This is a genomic window from Brachyspira aalborgi, assembly GCF_008016455.1.
GTDB lineage: Bacteria > Spirochaetota > Brachyspiria > Brachyspirales > Brachyspiraceae > Brachyspira > Brachyspira aalborgi.
Map to the genome: position 1 here is coordinate 606,606 of NZ_SAXU01000001.1, position 15,771 is coordinate 622,376.

General features: G+C 26.8%; 18 protein-coding genes. 8 read left to right on the top strand and 10 right to left on the bottom strand.

Annotated features, from left to right (window positions below):
- Position 1: 1 nt before the first annotated feature.
- Entirely contained in the window at positions 2-1,045 is a 1,044-nt protein-coding gene (locus EPJ79_RS02770; protein ID WP_147738361.1) for a DUF1385 domain-containing protein, read from the bottom strand.
- 371 nt (positions 1,046-1,416) lie between these two features.
- Here EPJ79_RS02770 and EPJ79_RS02775 point away from each other — a divergent pair, with 371 nt between their 5' ends.
- The 4 genes from EPJ79_RS02775 to EPJ79_RS02790 all read left to right on the top strand — a co-directional run bounded on the left by EPJ79_RS02775 (position 1,417) and on the right by EPJ79_RS02790 (position 4,638).
- Positions 1,417-2,892: a 4Fe-4S dicluster domain-containing protein gene (locus EPJ79_RS02775; RefSeq protein ID WP_147738362.1), complete on the top strand. Its 1,476-nt coding sequence runs from the start codon at positions 1,417-1,419 to the stop codon at positions 2,890-2,892.
- 90 nt (positions 2,893-2,982) lie between these two features.
- Positions 2,983-3,630 carry a cyclodeaminase/cyclohydrolase family protein gene (locus EPJ79_RS02780; protein ID WP_147738363.1) on the top strand — a complete coding sequence of 216 codons (648 nt, stop codon included), beginning with the start codon at positions 2,983-2,985 and terminating at the stop codon, positions 3,628-3,630.
- Between the two features lie 208 nt (positions 3,631-3,838).
- Positions 3,839-4,135, top strand: a complete 297-nt coding sequence (locus tag EPJ79_RS02785; protein ID WP_021957759.1) for a helix-turn-helix domain-containing protein — start codon at positions 3,839-3,841, stop codon at positions 4,133-4,135.
- A gap of 113 nt (positions 4,136-4,248) precedes the next feature.
- The gene (locus EPJ79_RS02790; protein WP_147738364.1) at positions 4,249-4,638 is read left to right on the top strand and encodes a rhodanese-like domain-containing protein; all 390 of its coding nucleotides are present in this window, start codon (positions 4,249-4,251) and stop codon (positions 4,636-4,638) included.
- 21 nt (positions 4,639-4,659) lie between these two features.
- Here the strand turns inward: EPJ79_RS02790 and EPJ79_RS02795 are convergent, their stop codons facing one another.
- The 7 genes from EPJ79_RS02795 to EPJ79_RS02830 all read right to left on the bottom strand — a co-directional run bounded on the left by EPJ79_RS02795 (position 4,660) and on the right by EPJ79_RS02830 (position 10,576).
- On the bottom strand, positions 4,660-5,592 hold the full coding sequence (locus EPJ79_RS02795) for an alpha/beta fold hydrolase (RefSeq protein ID WP_147526155.1): 933 nt from the start codon (positions 5,590-5,592) through the stop codon (positions 4,660-4,662).
- Positions 5,593-5,694: 102 nt separating this feature from the next.
- Entirely contained in the window at positions 5,695-6,678 is a 984-nt protein-coding gene (locus tag EPJ79_RS02800) for a heterodisulfide reductase-related iron-sulfur binding cluster (RefSeq protein WP_147738365.1), read from the bottom strand.
- Positions 6,679-6,700: 22 nt separating this feature from the next.
- Positions 6,701-7,381: a TIGR04283 family arsenosugar biosynthesis glycosyltransferase gene (locus tag EPJ79_RS02805; protein WP_147738366.1), complete on the bottom strand. Its 681-nt coding sequence runs from the start codon at positions 7,379-7,381 to the stop codon at positions 6,701-6,703.
- 2 nt (positions 7,382-7,383) lie between these two features.
- Positions 7,384-8,037, bottom strand: a complete 654-nt coding sequence (locus EPJ79_RS02810; protein ID WP_147738367.1) for a TIGR04282 family arsenosugar biosynthesis glycosyltransferase — start codon at positions 8,035-8,037, stop codon at positions 7,384-7,386.
- Between the two features lie 407 nt (positions 8,038-8,444).
- Positions 8,445-9,125 (bottom strand): YdjY domain-containing protein, encoded by a 681-nt coding sequence (locus EPJ79_RS02820; protein ID WP_147738369.1) that lies wholly within the window; start codon positions 9,123-9,125, stop codon positions 8,445-8,447.
- Between the two features lie 49 nt (positions 9,126-9,174).
- Entirely contained in the window at positions 9,175-9,729 is a 555-nt protein-coding gene (locus EPJ79_RS02825) for a TVP38/TMEM64 family protein (protein ID WP_244289054.1), read from the bottom strand.
- Between the two features lie 106 nt (positions 9,730-9,835).
- Positions 9,836-10,576 (bottom strand): TVP38/TMEM64 family protein, encoded by a 741-nt coding sequence (locus EPJ79_RS02830; RefSeq protein ID WP_147738371.1) that lies wholly within the window; start codon positions 10,574-10,576, stop codon positions 9,836-9,838.
- Positions 10,577-10,930: 354 nt separating this feature from the next.
- Here EPJ79_RS02830 and EPJ79_RS02835 point away from each other — a divergent pair, with 354 nt between their 5' ends.
- The 4 genes from EPJ79_RS02835 to EPJ79_RS02850 are packed head-to-tail and all read left to right on the top strand — an operon-like array spanning position 10,931 to position 14,285.
- Positions 10,931-11,302 (top strand): CidA/LrgA family protein, encoded by a 372-nt coding sequence (locus tag EPJ79_RS02835; RefSeq protein WP_147738372.1) that lies wholly within the window; start codon positions 10,931-10,933, stop codon positions 11,300-11,302.
- Entirely contained in the window at positions 11,299-12,009 is a 711-nt protein-coding gene (locus EPJ79_RS02840) for an LrgB family protein (RefSeq protein ID WP_147738373.1), read from the top strand. The genes EPJ79_RS02835 and EPJ79_RS02840 overlap by 4 nt, the downstream gene beginning before the upstream one ends.
- Before the next feature lie 47 nt (positions 12,010-12,056).
- A complete protein-coding gene (locus EPJ79_RS02845; protein WP_147738374.1) occupies positions 12,057-12,389 on the top strand; it encodes a hypothetical protein in 333 nt (110 codons plus the stop codon).
- Between the two features lie 60 nt (positions 12,390-12,449).
- Positions 12,450-14,285: a bifunctional metallophosphatase/5'-nucleotidase gene (locus EPJ79_RS02850; RefSeq protein ID WP_147738375.1), complete on the top strand. Its 1,836-nt coding sequence runs from the start codon at positions 12,450-12,452 to the stop codon at positions 14,283-14,285.
- A gap of 105 nt (positions 14,286-14,390) precedes the next feature.
- On the opposite strand, the gene EPJ79_RS02855 is transcribed toward EPJ79_RS02850, so the two are convergent.
- Positions 14,391-15,059 (bottom strand): hypothetical protein, encoded by a 669-nt coding sequence (locus tag EPJ79_RS02855; RefSeq protein WP_147738376.1) that lies wholly within the window; start codon positions 15,057-15,059, stop codon positions 14,391-14,393.
- 17 nt (positions 15,060-15,076) lie between these two features.
- On the bottom strand, positions 15,077-15,751 hold the full coding sequence (locus EPJ79_RS02860) for a hypothetical protein (RefSeq protein ID WP_147737360.1): 675 nt from the start codon (positions 15,749-15,751) through the stop codon (positions 15,077-15,079).
- Between the last annotated feature and the right edge of the window lie 20 nt (positions 15,752-15,771).

Consider the following 15,771-nt stretch of genomic DNA (forward strand, 5'->3'; position numbering starts at 1 on the left):
TTTAATTATTATTTAATTCGCTGTTATTTAATTCTTTTTCAATATCCGCTTTTACTTCGTCTTCGGTTCTTTTTTCAATTGAAGAATCCAATAATTTATTTAAAGCGAATAAAGCGACTTCAATCTCTTCATCTTCAGGTTTTCTTGTAGTGATTTTTTGAAGCAAAAGCCCTGGAAGTATAGCTAATCTCATTAAAGGAAAATTATAAAATCTGAAACCTAATTTTAATATTTCGTAAGATATTCCCGAAACTACAGGAAGCAATAATATATTTATAATTAAAACGGTAATATTTCCTATAATTTTCGGCGGAATAAAAGAAGAATATATAAAAGAATAAACGAAATAACTTGTAAACATATACAAAATAATCGAAACTGTTAAAACTAAAAACATAAAAGTAGTTCCGCATCTTGGATGAATTGTCGTAAAATCTCTTATATTTTCTTTATTTGGATTTAGTCCATGTTCGTATGCGTTTACAACCATATGTTCCGCTCCATGATATTGAAAAACTTTTTTAACATCTTTAAAAAATGAAATTACAAGCAAATAGCCTATAAATATGCATAATTTAACCGCTCCTCGAAGAAGATTAAAAGAAATAACATGGCTTTTTTCCTCTATACCGATAAGATTTACTATAAAATATGGAAGCGCTACAAAGAGTCCGACTGCAAAAGCTAAAGAAACTAACATGCTTAAAGTCATAGCCATATTTTGTTTTTTTTCATTGTTTTCTTCTTTTTCAGTTTTTGATTTATTTTCAACTTCTTCTTCCAAACCCGCGGTATTTGCCGAAAACATTAAAGTTTTGTATCCTAATTTCATCATATCTACAAAATTAATTATTCCTCTAAAAAAAATCATTTTGCTTAATTTATTTTTATTTTCTGGAATTGAATATTTTATAAAGTCTATAATTTTATTTGGTTTTCTAACGGCGACTACATAATGAGTTTTATTTCTTAACATAATGCCTTCTATAACAGCCTGCCCGCCGACTCCTTCTTTTATTCTATTTTCGTCTAATTTATATTTCATTTATTTTATCCTAATTTAATTTTTTATTTTTTTAATTTTGATTTAAATAATAAATTGATTTAAATTATATTAATGATATATTAAATAATTTATTCTTTCAAGATGTAATTTTTTCCTTTTTTATGCATATAATAAATAAACAAAAAATATTATTATTTTTAGAAAATAACTAAAATATTCCTTTTTTTGATAACACGACAAAGACTTGCAGAAGTCAATTATTTTTATATATCAATAAACAATATAATTTTGCTATTTTATTATTTATAATACTTGCAAAAATATTTGTTTATATTATAATTGGTATCAATATTAATATATTTAAATTATTTTATATTAATAAAAATCACTTAAAATTTTTGGATAATAGAATGAATATAAATAATAACGCCGCGCAATTAAAAAAAGATATTCTTGTAAGAATAACGACACTTTTTATTGAAGATAGGCTTTTGGAAGATATAGATAAAATGCCAATAGAAATAATACCAAGAGATAGCAAATCTATAAGATGCTGCATTCACCATGACAGGGAGATTATAAAAAATAGAATTTTAGCGAGACTAGGAATAAGCGTTGAAGGAAAAGAAGACAGCGGAATACCTTTATCGCAATACGCAAAATTGGCTTTGGAAAGAGAAAAGCCAACTTGGCCCATGCTTACCGTTTTGGACGAGGCTTGTAATGCCTGTGTTAAAGCAAACTTTATGGTAACAAACGCATGTCAGGCTTGTTTGGCGCGTCCTTGTATGGTAAATTGTCCTAAAAACGCTATAGATATTTTGGACGAAAAAAGAGCTTTTATTCACAGCGAAAAATGTATAAACTGCGGATTATGTTTAAAAAATTGCCCTTATCATGCGATTATTTATATTCCTGTTCCTTGCGAAGAATCTTGTCCCGTAGGAGCTATTAATAAAAATGAATTTGGAAAAGAAGTTATAGATTATCATAAATGTATTTTTTGCGGAAATTGTATGCGAGAATGTCCTTTTAGCGCGATGATGGATAAAGGACAATTATTAGATGTATTGAAACATTTGAAAGACGATAATAAAAAAGTTAATGTAATGTATGCTCCTTCTATTGCCTCTCAATTCAATGCAAAACCTGGACAATTAAAAAGCGCTTTGCTTAAAATCGGATTTGGTAAAGTTTGGGAAGTGGCTTTGGGAGCGGATATAACTTCCGACAAAGAAGCTCATGAATTTGAAGAGAGAATGGAGAAAGGCGATAAACTTATGACTACTTCATGCTGTCCCGCTTATGTTAAAGCCGTTAGAAGACATGTTCCCGAGCTTATTCCATGCGTGTCTGAAACGAGAACTCCGATGCATTATACGGCGGAAATGATGAGAGAAGACGATTCGGAAGCGATTAATGTATTTATAGGACCATGCCTTGCAAAGAGAAGAGAGAGCATAGACGATGATTTGGTTGATTATTGTTTGTCTATGGAAGAACTTGACGCTTTATTTATAGCCACAGGAACGGATGTAATGAAAGAACCAGATTTAAATATAGATGTAATTCCAACCTCTTCGGGAAGAAAATACGCTATGAGCGGAGGAGTAGCCGAAGCGGTAAAAATAAGATTAAAACATCCCGAAAAAGTTAAGCCTACCGTTATTGACGGATTGGATAAAGAAGGAATGAAACAGCTTAAAAATTTCGGCAAGATTCAATCGGGAGAATTGCCCGTTCAAGACGACACTCCTAATTTGGTGGAAGTTATGGCTTGCAAAGGCGGATGCGTTGGAGGTCCTTGCGTTGTGAAAAATCCTAAAGTTGCTACGGTTCAATTGCAGAAGTATGCCACAGACGGCGTTGAAATTTTATCTAAATAAATATATTAATTAAATCAATAACAAATATATATTTTAATATCGTTTTAATATAAAATAAAAATATAGTCAAATTGAAAACGAGGAAAAATTATGAATAAATTAATCGATAAAAAACTTTCAGATTATATTAACGAAGTGGATTCTTCATCTCCAGCGCCAGGAGGCGGAAGCGTAATGGGAGTAGTCGGAAGTTTAGCTTGCGCATTGGCGGGAATGGTTGGACATTTAACGATTAATAAAAAAGTTTTTAAAGAATTATCAGATAATGAAAAAAATGATTTCAATAAAGCTATAGAAAATATTAAAGAAATAAAAATTAAATTAATGGAAATAGTCGATAAAGACGCCGATGCTTTTAATATATTTATGGAAGCTGTAAAATTGCCCAAAAATACGGAAGAAGAAAAATTAATCAGAAAAGACGCTATTTCAAAAGCTTCAATTAAAGCAACCGAAAGCCCTTTTAATACTTTAAAATATTGTTATGAATTAATGCCTTTATTTGAAACGATTATTAAATATGGAAATGTTGGAGTTATAACCGATATCGCTTCGGCTTACATTTTAGTTTACGGAGCTTCAAAAGGTTCTGTATTAAATATCAATATAAATATTCCGTTAATTGACGACAATTTATTTTTAACTCAATTAAAAAAAGATAGTTTGCATTATATAGAAAAAATAGAATATTATTATAAAAATATAGAAAAAAAATTAGATATTTTTAACATAAAATAAATATTATTTTTTTACATAAATAATATTAATTAGTTATAATTTATTATGAAAAAAATTATTTATTCGTATTGACAATTTATTAATATTATGTTATATTAACTATAATGAGATTTTGACAATATAAATAATAATTATTTTTTAAAATTTTATTTAATTATGATTGTTAATTTTAGTAGTTTTATATTTTAAATATTAAGAGGAGGTTTAAATGAGTATACCTACTAAACATGTGATATCTTTAAGCGAAGAAGAAAAAAACAAAATTCATGAGTTCTTAAACAAAGAAGTAAAATCTCAAAGATTAATTTTAAGAGCAAAAATACTTTTAGAACTTGACAATAAGAAGAATACGGGATTAAGTCATACCGATATCGCTAAAAAATATGATGTTACATATCATACGGTTGTCAATGTTATAAACGAATATGTTGAAATTGGTTTAGAACCTACTTTAACATATAAAAGAAACCCTAACAGCAACAGAAAGAAAAAGAACGCTAATTAAAAATATATTATTTTTGATGCGCTACGGTAATTATAAATATTTACATGCTTTAGCGCATTGAATGATATTTATATTTCCAAATAATATAATTAAATTATTAAGGATATTTAATTATGCCTAATATAAGAAAATCTTTTATTTTATCGTTATTTATAATTTTTATTATTTCATGCTCAAATAAAGGTTATAAAAATATTAATCTAAAAAAAGCAATAAAAACTATTAATACTTCAACAAATTTAATTCTTTTAGATGTGCGAACCGCGGAAGAATATTCATCGGGCAATATTCCAAATTCAATTAATATTGATGTTTTAAATTCCGATTTCAAATCAAAAACAGAATTGCTCGATAAAAATAAAGAGTATTTAATATATTGCAGAAGTGGAAACAGGTCTACAATAGCGTCAAGCATAATGGCTACAAACGGTTTTATTAAAATTTATAATTTAAATAATGTAAATTATAGCGATTTTGAAAACGCAATATTAACGAATAGATAATTTTTTAAAATTTAATTCAATTTAATTTTTAATATGTTTATTAAGCCATTCGACTATTTCGTTCATTACATCTTGCCTACAAAAATCGTTTAATATTTCATGTCTTCCGTCTTTATACAAACTAATATTAATATCGGTAAGTCCTAAAGATTTATACATTTCATAAACCCATTTTACGCCTTCGCCCATATTACCAACAGGGTCTTTGTCGCCCGACATTAGTAAAATAGGAAAATCTTTATTCATATTGGAATAATTATTTGAGTTTGAAATTTTTTCAAGTAGATTAAATATTTGAATATAAGTTTCCACACTCGGAGGAATTTTTGAAAAATATTCGTCTTCTTTAACTTTTTTTATTTCTTCTTTATCCGAAGTCATCCAAGCGAAAGAGGAATTATCTTCGGGAAAGTATTTTCTTCCATATCCGCCGTTAGCTAATTTTGCTAAAAATCTTGCTCTCTTGCTTCCGCCGAAAATTGCTTTTTGAATATTCGCTATAATTTTTCCGCTTTTTTCAAATCCTTTAAATTTTCCTTTCGTTCCCATTACTATAGCGCCGTTTAAATATGAATGATATTTTATTAAAAAGCCTCTTGTCAAAAACGAACCCATACTATGTCCAAACATAAAATAAGGCAAATCTCCGTATTCGGCTTTAGTTTTATCCATAAGATATTTTAAATCTTCAATAATAAGTTCATGTCCGTTTTCTCCCATATCTCCCATTTGTTCTTTAGTTATAGCGCTTCTTCCAAATCCTCTATGGTCGTCTGCGCATACCAAAAAATCGTTATCGGTTAATTTTCTAGCCAATTCCTTATATCTTCCCGCATGTTCGTCAAGTCCATGAACTATTTGAACTATCGCTTTAGGTTTGTTTTCGGGGATAAAAGTATAAGTAAACATTTTGTGTCCGTCTTCGATTGTTAAAACTTTAGTTAATTCTTTCATAAAATCAACTCCGAAATTTAATATTAGCAATTAATATGATTTATTTGCTTGATTTAAATTATATATTATTTATTTCTTATATGCAATAAATAGCAATTTTATTTAATAAAATTTAAATTTTGCTCTATTTAATAGCGAAGTTTTATCGCTTATATTTTCTTTAATATTAAGAAAATCCAATAATAAATGTCTGACATTATTTATTTTATTTCTATTAAAATTTCCCGCGCAAGTCGCACAGTAAACATATAAGTTATTTAAATTTTTAGATTTTAATTTTTCTATAAATCCTTTTGCAATATCTCTTTCATTTACTATAGCGCATCCTCCGAGTCCGCAGCAATTAATATCGTTTATTTCTTTAATATTATCTTTATATTGAGGAATTAATTTTAATATCGATTCTTTAATAAATTTTGATTCTTTATCTGGGCATGGCAAAAATAAATTTATCTCTTTAGAAAAATCTACATTTGAAATTTTTATTCCTAATTCAAATATCTTTTCGTATATCGTAACAATTTTTATACTAATTCTTGGCTTTAGAAAATAATAACAATTTGGACATAAAGTTATTATCTCTTCAACTTTAGATAATTCCATACTCTTTTCTATTTCTTTTATTATATTCTCTTCATAATCTTTAATTTCTAATTCCGCTATAGGCTTACCGCAACAGTCGAAAGCTATTCCTATATTATATTCTTTTCTAAATATATCGGCAATTTTTTTCACGGCGTTCGGATAAAACGAAGAAAAATTACAACCTGGAAAAAGTATAGATTTTGTATTTGAATGTTTATAATTTTTAAAAATATAATTCTTCTTTTCAAATAAAAGAGCCTTATATTTTTTTTCTATATAATTTTTATCTTTCCAACTATTTCTTAAAGCCAAAGATATTTTAGAGCCGTCTATATCTTTAGGACATACTATTTTACAATCATTGCATAAAAAACAATTATAAGCTAAATCGTCTCTCTTTGAAAATTCATGTAAGTCCATATTATATTTTGTCAAAAAGTCGCATTTTTTAACGCATTTATTACAATGAATACAATCATTAACATTATTTGGCATTTGCATAAAATTATCCTTAAAATATTTTTTATTTCATACTGTTATATATATTTGCAATCTTATCTATAGAAACTCCTCTTCTAAACATATATTGAAGTTTCTGCATAAGTAAAGCCGTTTTTAAAATTCCGTTTTTTTCAAATCTACGCGAAGAAGAAATAATATAAGAATCTATATATTTTATAGGAAATACATTTTTTAATTTTATTGACAATTTATAATCTTCCATAATCGGAATATCGTCAAACATTCCTATATCTTCAAAAAGTTTTTTTTCTATAAATATTCCTTGGTCTCCAAAAGCTATGTTTCTATATTTCACTCTCAAATTTGAAAGAATTGCAAATAATCTCATAATAATTTTTTTACTATCAAATTTTATTTTAAGACAACCCGCTTTATTCCCATTTTTTATAAAATTTTCTACTTTTATTAAAACATCCTCTTCTATAATACTGTCGGCATGTAAAAATAATAATATATCTTTATTGCTTTCTTTAGCTCCGTTATTCAACTGTTTTGCCCTGCCTCTTTCTGATTTTATAATTTTATAATCTCCAAAATTTTTAATTATTTCTATGGTTTTATCTAAACTTCCTCCGTCTGAAAATATTACTTCAAAATCTCCTTTTAAACTTTTTAAATTATTTAATAAATTTTCTATATTTTCTTCTTCGTTTAAAGTAGGTATTATTATCGATACTGCCATAATTATATAACTTCAATCTCTTTTAAAAATATTTTTGTATTTTTTAATTTATTATCATTTATATTTATTCTTTTTGATAAATCTATTAAATCTTCGTATTCGTCTATATCATGCTTTTTATTCGTTAATCCGTATTTTAAATTATTCGCTTCTACAATATTAATTATATCTTTTAAATTTCCGCTTCCGCTTTTAAATATTATATCGTTAGCTTCTTTCATGCCTACAAGATAATATCCGCCGTCATAACTTGCTCCAAATACGAAATCGTTATTTTTAAGTAAATTAAAAGCGTTTATTATATCGTCTTTGTTAATTTCTGGTATATCTGCTCCTATTAAAACGCATTTGTCATATTTTAAACTCAAAACTTCTTTTATAGCGTTATACATTTTTTCATTAAGATTATTTCCGTATTGCTTAATATATAAATTCTCTTTATAAAAAATATTTTTTAATATATTTAAATCTCCTTCTTCGGTATGACAAATAATAATATCAATATCGTTTAAATTTAAAAATATATCGTAAATATCTTTCAAAAAACATTTATGCAAATTAGCGCATTCTTCTTTAGATAATTTGCTTTGAAGTCTTGTTTTTGTTTTGCCCGCTTCTGGTATTCTTGTAAATATTATTAAACCGTTTTTACTCAAATTATACTCTCTTTAATTTTTTAAAAATATAAATAAGTAATATTCCCGATATTATAAAAATACTTAAAACCGCATTAACGACATTTAAATTTAGTATTCCAATTAAATGCAATCCTTCTCTTATAATCGAGGACGGAATATAAATTAATCCTTTAGGCTTTAATATTATTAAACTTAAAATTGCAAATATTATAAGATTTATAATTGAAAATTTAAAAATATTTTTGATAAAATATAATTTATAAAATATTATAAAAAACAATATCCATAATATAAACAAAACCGTTCCTATATTAATACGCATCTCAATCCATGTATTTTTAAACATAATAAAAGATACTAATAACGACCAAAAAAGCGTATTATATAGAACGGTAAAAAACTTCATTTTATTTTCCTATTTTTAATTAATTATTAGAAGATATTCTAAATATAACCAAAACCTTTGTTCCGTCTTTAGGCAAAATATCTTCTCTGCCGAATCTGTCTATTTTTTTTATTTCAACAGCGCCTGTTTCATAGGCTGCATCGCTTACAATACCAACCGCGCAACTATCGAGACATAATATGCATCCCGTTCTTTTTGACTTTGCATTTTCAAAATTGCCGCCAAATCTTAAGTCCATAGTTCTATAATCGGCTGATTTGATTATATCGGCGAAAGGTATTTCTTTTTCAAGTCCGTCCCATTTAACGAAAACATCTAATTTTTCGCCTTCAACCGTTTTGCCAAGCTTCATATCTTCAAATGTGAGATTGTTTCCTGGTTTCGCTCCTATGTCGACTAAAGCTTGATAAAATTCTCTTTCATCGCATAGTCCTCTTAAAACCGCTTTATCTCCGTTTGAGCCTCCTTTAAATACTACGCCATGTCTCGTAGGAGAGTTAAAGTATTTTCCGTTTACTTCAGCCTCTATTATGACTTCTCTCTTTTCGGCGTCAATAATAACGGGAACGGCGCCGTTATCTCTTAATATTGGGCTTCCCATAGAGTTTTTTAACTCTTCCGTTTGCGAAGTTTTAGAGCATGAAGCCAAAACGCTCAATGTAAATATCGCAAGCAGTCTTAAAATAATTTTGTTTGTCATTTTTTTACTCCTTTGTAAAAAATTTTTTTATTATAATTTATCTATAATTTTATATAGATTTATTATTAACATATTTTTTCTTTAAATATATTGATATTATCAAAACGAATACAAATATAATTCCCGCTATTAAAAAATATAAAGCTCTATTTTCTTGAGATATAATGCCAGCGGAAGCTATTGTAAAAAGCGAAATTCCTGGAAGCATAAATATAAAAGTGTATATTGTATATAAAGTAAAACTTATATCGGTTATCCCATAGGCAAAATTCTGTATATTATAAGGAAATAAAGGCACTAATCTTGTTATCATTAAAAGCATAATGGCGTTTTTGTTTCCGTCTTCAAATAATATTTTATTTAAATATTTATTTTTTTCTATCAAAGGTTTAACGCTGTCTTTAAGAAAAAATCTCGATATAATAAAAGATATTGAAGCGGACATTGTAGCCGATATTGAACATAAAATCATACCTAATATTGGACCGAATAATATTCCAGAAAATAAAGCGAAAGTAACGCCAGGCAAAGCTAAAACGGAACTTCCTACAGCCGTTATAATAATATATATAATAGACGCTTTAATAATATTTTCGTTTATCATAAATTTAAAATTATCTAAATTATTAATTTTTTCGTATAGCTTATAATTATGATTTAATATTAATATAATTATAACAAGCGCTATAAAGATAATTAATTTAATATATTTAGTTTTCATTTTCATTTGTTTTATTATTATTTTTTTTACTTAAATATATTTGTCTAATTAAAATTATCAAAACTGATAAAGCGAATAATATTAAAAGTCCCGTTACAAATAATCTCGCTCCTCCCGTAAGCATTCCGCCGACATAGGAATAAACTATAGTAGCTGGAAGCTGTCCTATTCCCGTAGCTATAAAAAATCCACAAAATCCCATAGAAGTTAAACCAGCCGCATAACTTACTATATCGAAAGAAATGAAAGGCAATAATCTCGCTATCAATATGCTATGCTTTCCGTATTTATCAAAGAAATCGTCTATTTGTTTTAATCCCGTTTTGCTTGTAAGTTTTTCAACGACATCTCTTCCTAATATTCTTGCTATATAAAAACATACCGCCGCTCCAGCCATAGCGCTCGACCAGGATAATATAGCTCCTTGCCACCAGCCGAATAAATTGGCGTTTGCAAAAGTAATTAAAAATGCAGGCAAAGGCGCTATAACAGATTGCAATATCATAAGAAGAAACGAAACCGCCATAGCGTAAGCTCCGTATTGAGCTACAAATTCTTTAACTACTTGAAAATCGCCCGTTGCGAACATTTTAAATATATCGTTAATCGTAGAATTAACTTTTGGAACAAATATATAAATTAATATACAAGCGATTATTATTATTAATAGAATTACTTTTTCTATTATTGATTTTTTACTTATTTTATTATTATTTTCTAAATTTTCCATAATTATAAACTCCTTAATTTATAATTTATAATTTATATTTATTTTTTATTGTTTTTCAAATTGAATTTTGATTTCTATAATCTCACGGATTACTAATTTTTAGATATGAGGAAAAGCCAATGCATCGAAAAGTAGAATGAGCATTTTACAAGATATAATGAAAAATAATTTATTCATAATCTTTCCTATTAATTAAATTTATTAAATTAAATGCATTATAACAATAATATAAAAAATAGCAAGCGTTTAATTAATTAATTTTGCAAAATTATAATATAAAGCATTGAAAAACGAAATATTATATATATAATCTTTAATAAAATTTATTAATTTAATTAAGAAGAGGCATAAATTTTGGCATTAATAAAACAATTTACAATTATTTTTTCAATATATTCAATTTCTGATATATTAGGAAAATCATTAAAACTACCAATACCCGCAAATGTTATAGGCATGTTTTTGCTCTTTATTTTTCTTTTAACGGGAATACTAAAAGAACATCATATAGATAAAGCGAGCGATATTCTAATAAATAATATGGCGTTATTATTCGTTCCCGCAACTTTGGCGATAATGGAAGAATATAAATATATAAAAGAATATGTTATTCCATTTTTAATAATATGCATATTTATGGTAATCGTTATAATGGTTTCTACGGGTTTAATAGCTCAATTTTTAGAAAGATTATTTAATAAATTAAGAAAGGAAAATAAAAAATGATAGAATTATTTAAATCAAATCCTATAATACCAATAGTTATAACTTTAATAGCTTATATTATTTCATACGCTATTTATATAAAAACAAAACTGCCGATTTTAACGCCTTTAGTGACAAGCGCCGTTTTAGTTGGTTTTTCTTTATATTTTATGAATATTCCTTATAGCGTTTACAATGAAAGCGGCGGAAAATTTATAAACGCTTTAGTAGGACCAGCCACAGTAGTTTTGGCTCTTCCAATATACAGAAATCTTCCAATCCTTAAAGCAAATCTGCCCGTTATATTAATAAGTATAGCCATAGGAAGCGCAATCGGAATAATAGGAATTTTTATAATGTCAAAATTATTTGGAATATCCGACAATATACTTTTATCTTTACTTCCAAAATCTGTAACTACGGCAATAGCGGTTGATATCGCCGAAAGCATAGGCGGAATAAAATCTATAGCCGTTTTATCGGTAGTATTATCGGGAATAACGGGAGCTATAGTCGCGCCTTTCATTTGTAAAATATTTAAAATAAAATCTCCTTTTGCAATAGGTTTGGGAATAGGAACTTCTTCGCATGCGCTTGGAACGAGCAAAGCAATAGAAATGGGAGAAACCGAAGGCGCTATGTCGGGGCTTGCAATAGGTTTGGCGGGAGCTTTAACGGTTGTTCTTCTTCCGATACTTTATCGTTTATTAATTATAATATGGAGATAATTTTGTAATTAGTATTTAAAATATATAAAATAAAATGGAGTTATAAATTGAATAGATTTAACTTAAATAATATAGAACAAATAATTACGCTTTATTTAATATTTAATTTTATTATAGCGATTTGTTTATTATATTTAATATTATCCGTTATATTTAGAATAGTTTTTAAGAAAAATAATAATTCTAAAAAACCAAATAATAAAAAGAAAGACATAATTGAATTATTTTGGGAAGAAGATAAAAAAAGCAAATCGAAAACTATTATTAAAAGAATATTTTTATTTGCGCTTATTTTAATAACTTCGATATATCTTTTTAATTCAATTTGTTTTATAATTAATAATATTGAAGTTATTAAAAGAGTATTGAGAATTGAATAAAATATTTATTTAATTCTTTTTACAATGTTATATATAGCCTAAATTTTAGGAGTTTATTTTATGAGAAAAGGTTTTTTATTAATGTTTAACTTTTTATTTAGTTTATTATCTTTATTTTCATGCAAGCCGAAAGGCGAGATTAATTTTACTATAGTCGAAACTACCGATATTCATGGAATGATTTTTCCATATAATTTTATTACAGACAGAGAAGAAAATACTTCAATGGCTCATATTTCTTCGTATATTAAAAAATTGAAAAGCGAAGGAAAAACGGTTTTACTGCTTGATAACGGCGATACTCTTCAAGGACAGCCTACGGTTTATTATTATAATTTTATCGCTACAAATAAAAAACATATTTGGGCTGAAGTTTTAAATTATATGAATTATGATATTATAACTATGGGAAATCATGATATTGAGGCGGGGCATACAGTTTACGATAAAATTGTCAAAGAAATTAAAGCGCCTGTTATTGTCGCTAATTTAATAAACGAAAAAACTAAAGAGCCTTATTTTAAGCCTTATTCGATTATAAAGAAAAGCGGAATAAAAATTGCAGTTTTAGGGATGATTGAGCCTGCGATAGAAAGACAACTTCCAAAAATTTTATACGAAGGAATAATAGCTGAAGATATGATTGAATGCGCTAAAAAATGGATAAAGATTATAAAAGAAAAAGAAAAACCCGATTTAATTATAGGGCTTTTTCATTCGGGAGTAAATTATACGGAAGATAAAGAAAAATATAAAAATGAAAATGCAAGTCAATTGGTAGCTCAAGAAGTTGACGGTTTCGATATAATATTTGTAGGGCATGACCATCAAGGATGGAGTGGCAAAGGTTACGATGAAATTACAAAACAAAAAACTAAAGATGTTAAAAGTCCGAGCGATAAAATTGTTCCGATATACGGAGGAGTAAACGCGGCAAGATTAATCGCTTCGGTAGATGTTAGAATGATTTACGATAAAGAAATTAAAAAATGGAATATTGATTTTAATGGAGAATTAATAGAACCTTCAAAATTTGAAGCGGATAAAGAATTTTTAAATAGATTTAATGATTATAAAGACGAAATTAAAATTTGGGTTGAAAGAGATATTGGAGAGTTAAATACAAAATTAACTTCAGACGAAGCTATATTTGGAGACAGTTATTTTTTAAGTTTTATTCATAATTTGCAATTTGAAATAGCTAAAAAAGAACTTGGAGAGAAAGCGGATATTTCTTTTGCAGCGCCTTTAAGCAAAGACGCCGTTTTGAATATTGGAAAAGTTAAAGTTAGAGATATGTTTAATTTGTATCCTTATGAAAATTTCTTTTATGTAATGAGACTTACAGGAAAGCAAATAAAATATATTATGGAATATTCTTATTGCAGACAATTTAATCGCATGACGAATATTAACGAACATTTGATATATTTTAAAAGAGACGCAAGCGGAAATTTGATTTTTAATAATAGATATAATTCTTACGATACTTTAACTCAAACTTATAATTATGAAAGCTTTGGAGGATTAAATTATATTGTCGATGTTAGAAAAGGTTATGGCGAGAGAGTAAATATAATTTCTATGTCTGACGGTTCTAATTTTGATTTGAATAAAGAATATAAAATAGCTATTAATTCCTATAGAGGAAGCGGAGGCGGAGGACATTTGACGCAAGGAGCTAAAATAGATTTGAAAACTTTGCAAAATATGGATTTGGTAATTAAATCTACCGATAAAGATTTAAGATTTTATATGATGAAATGGTTTGAAGAGCAAACTAATAGTATAATGGTTGAAAAATTGAATAATTGGAAAGTTATTCCCGAAGATTATCTTAAAGCGGGACGCGAAAGAGATTATAAATTATTATATCCCAATAAAGTAGGATTATGAATTTAAATGCTTAAATTAAAGTTTAGTAAATAATTAAATTCTTTATAATGAAAAATTAATTAAAAAAAATATCCGCTTCTGTTATAATATTAAAATTATAAAAAATTATAAATTTATAATATAAAATCCTATTTGAAAACCAATATCAAACGATGCAATATTTTCTTTACTATATGCATCTTTTAATATTCCATTATTTTTCAAATTAAAAGGAAAATCATAATTCGCATAAACTCCAAGCGTCATCATAAATTTGTTTTTGCCTTTGATTAAAAAATCAACTGAAGCCTTAATATAAGGATAGTAAAAATTATTCAAAGTGTCTCTTATATCGCCCAAATCTAATTTATACTTCTTTTCATTATCTCTTGAATAAGTCATTGAAATTGGAAATTTAACGCCTCCGCCTATTCCAATAGATAAAAATCCAAAATTAATTCTTGGTAAAAGTCCGATAGAAATATTATTCAATCTAAAATTTTCAATTATTCTATTTTCGCTTTCTCCATGTCTAAATTCATATCTGTCTTTTCCATATCCAATATCTAAAAATATTGCTGAAGATATAGTATCGTAATAAGAAAAGAAAATTCCAGGCTGAACAGAAAAAGAACTTTCAAATTCTCTAAAATCGGAATTAAATATTTTTCCTTTCTCTGTAGTTGCGGCGCTTGCTCCAAACTGTCCCATAAAACCGACTACAAAATTTGCAGCGTCTAATTTATAAAAAGAAATTATAAATAAAATCGTAAATATAATAAATTTGTTTCTCATAAATAAAACTCCTTTTTTTATCTATTATATTTTTCAAAATTGACGAAATATCCAAGTTGAATTCCTATGTCTAATCCCGTCATATAATTTTTATTTACTATTATATTATCCATAAAATTATTTTTCTGAAATTTTATTGGAAAATCATAATTAACATATAAACCGAATAATGCATAATTAAATATACTAAAATCAAGCGAAGCTTTTAAATACGGAATAATAGAAGTTTGAAAAATATCTTTTATATCTCCTCTGCTTAAATAATATCTATTGGCGCTTGAGTTAATTTCTTTTTTATAAACTGCCGAAATTGGAATTTTTATTCCTCCGCCTATACCCAAAGAGAAAAAAGAAAAATGAAATTTTCCAAATCCTCCTATAAGAAAACTATCAAACTGATAATTTTCGGTTATTCTATCTCCCAACATATTATGTTTGAAATCATAAGAATCATGATAATATCCGAGTTCCGCTAAAATAGATACGGATAATGTATTAACTAAACTTTGATTTACTCCGATTAAAAAAGAAAATCCAGAATCAAAATCTCTAAAATCTGACGGGATAGATTTATTTGTAGACGCTCCGCTTATTGCAAATTGTCCTAAAAATCCCATAGACAAACTTACAGCCTTAAGATTATGCGAATAAACTGCAATTACTAATAAAATTGTTAAAAATATTTTTTTCATTGTTATAAACCTAATTTTTT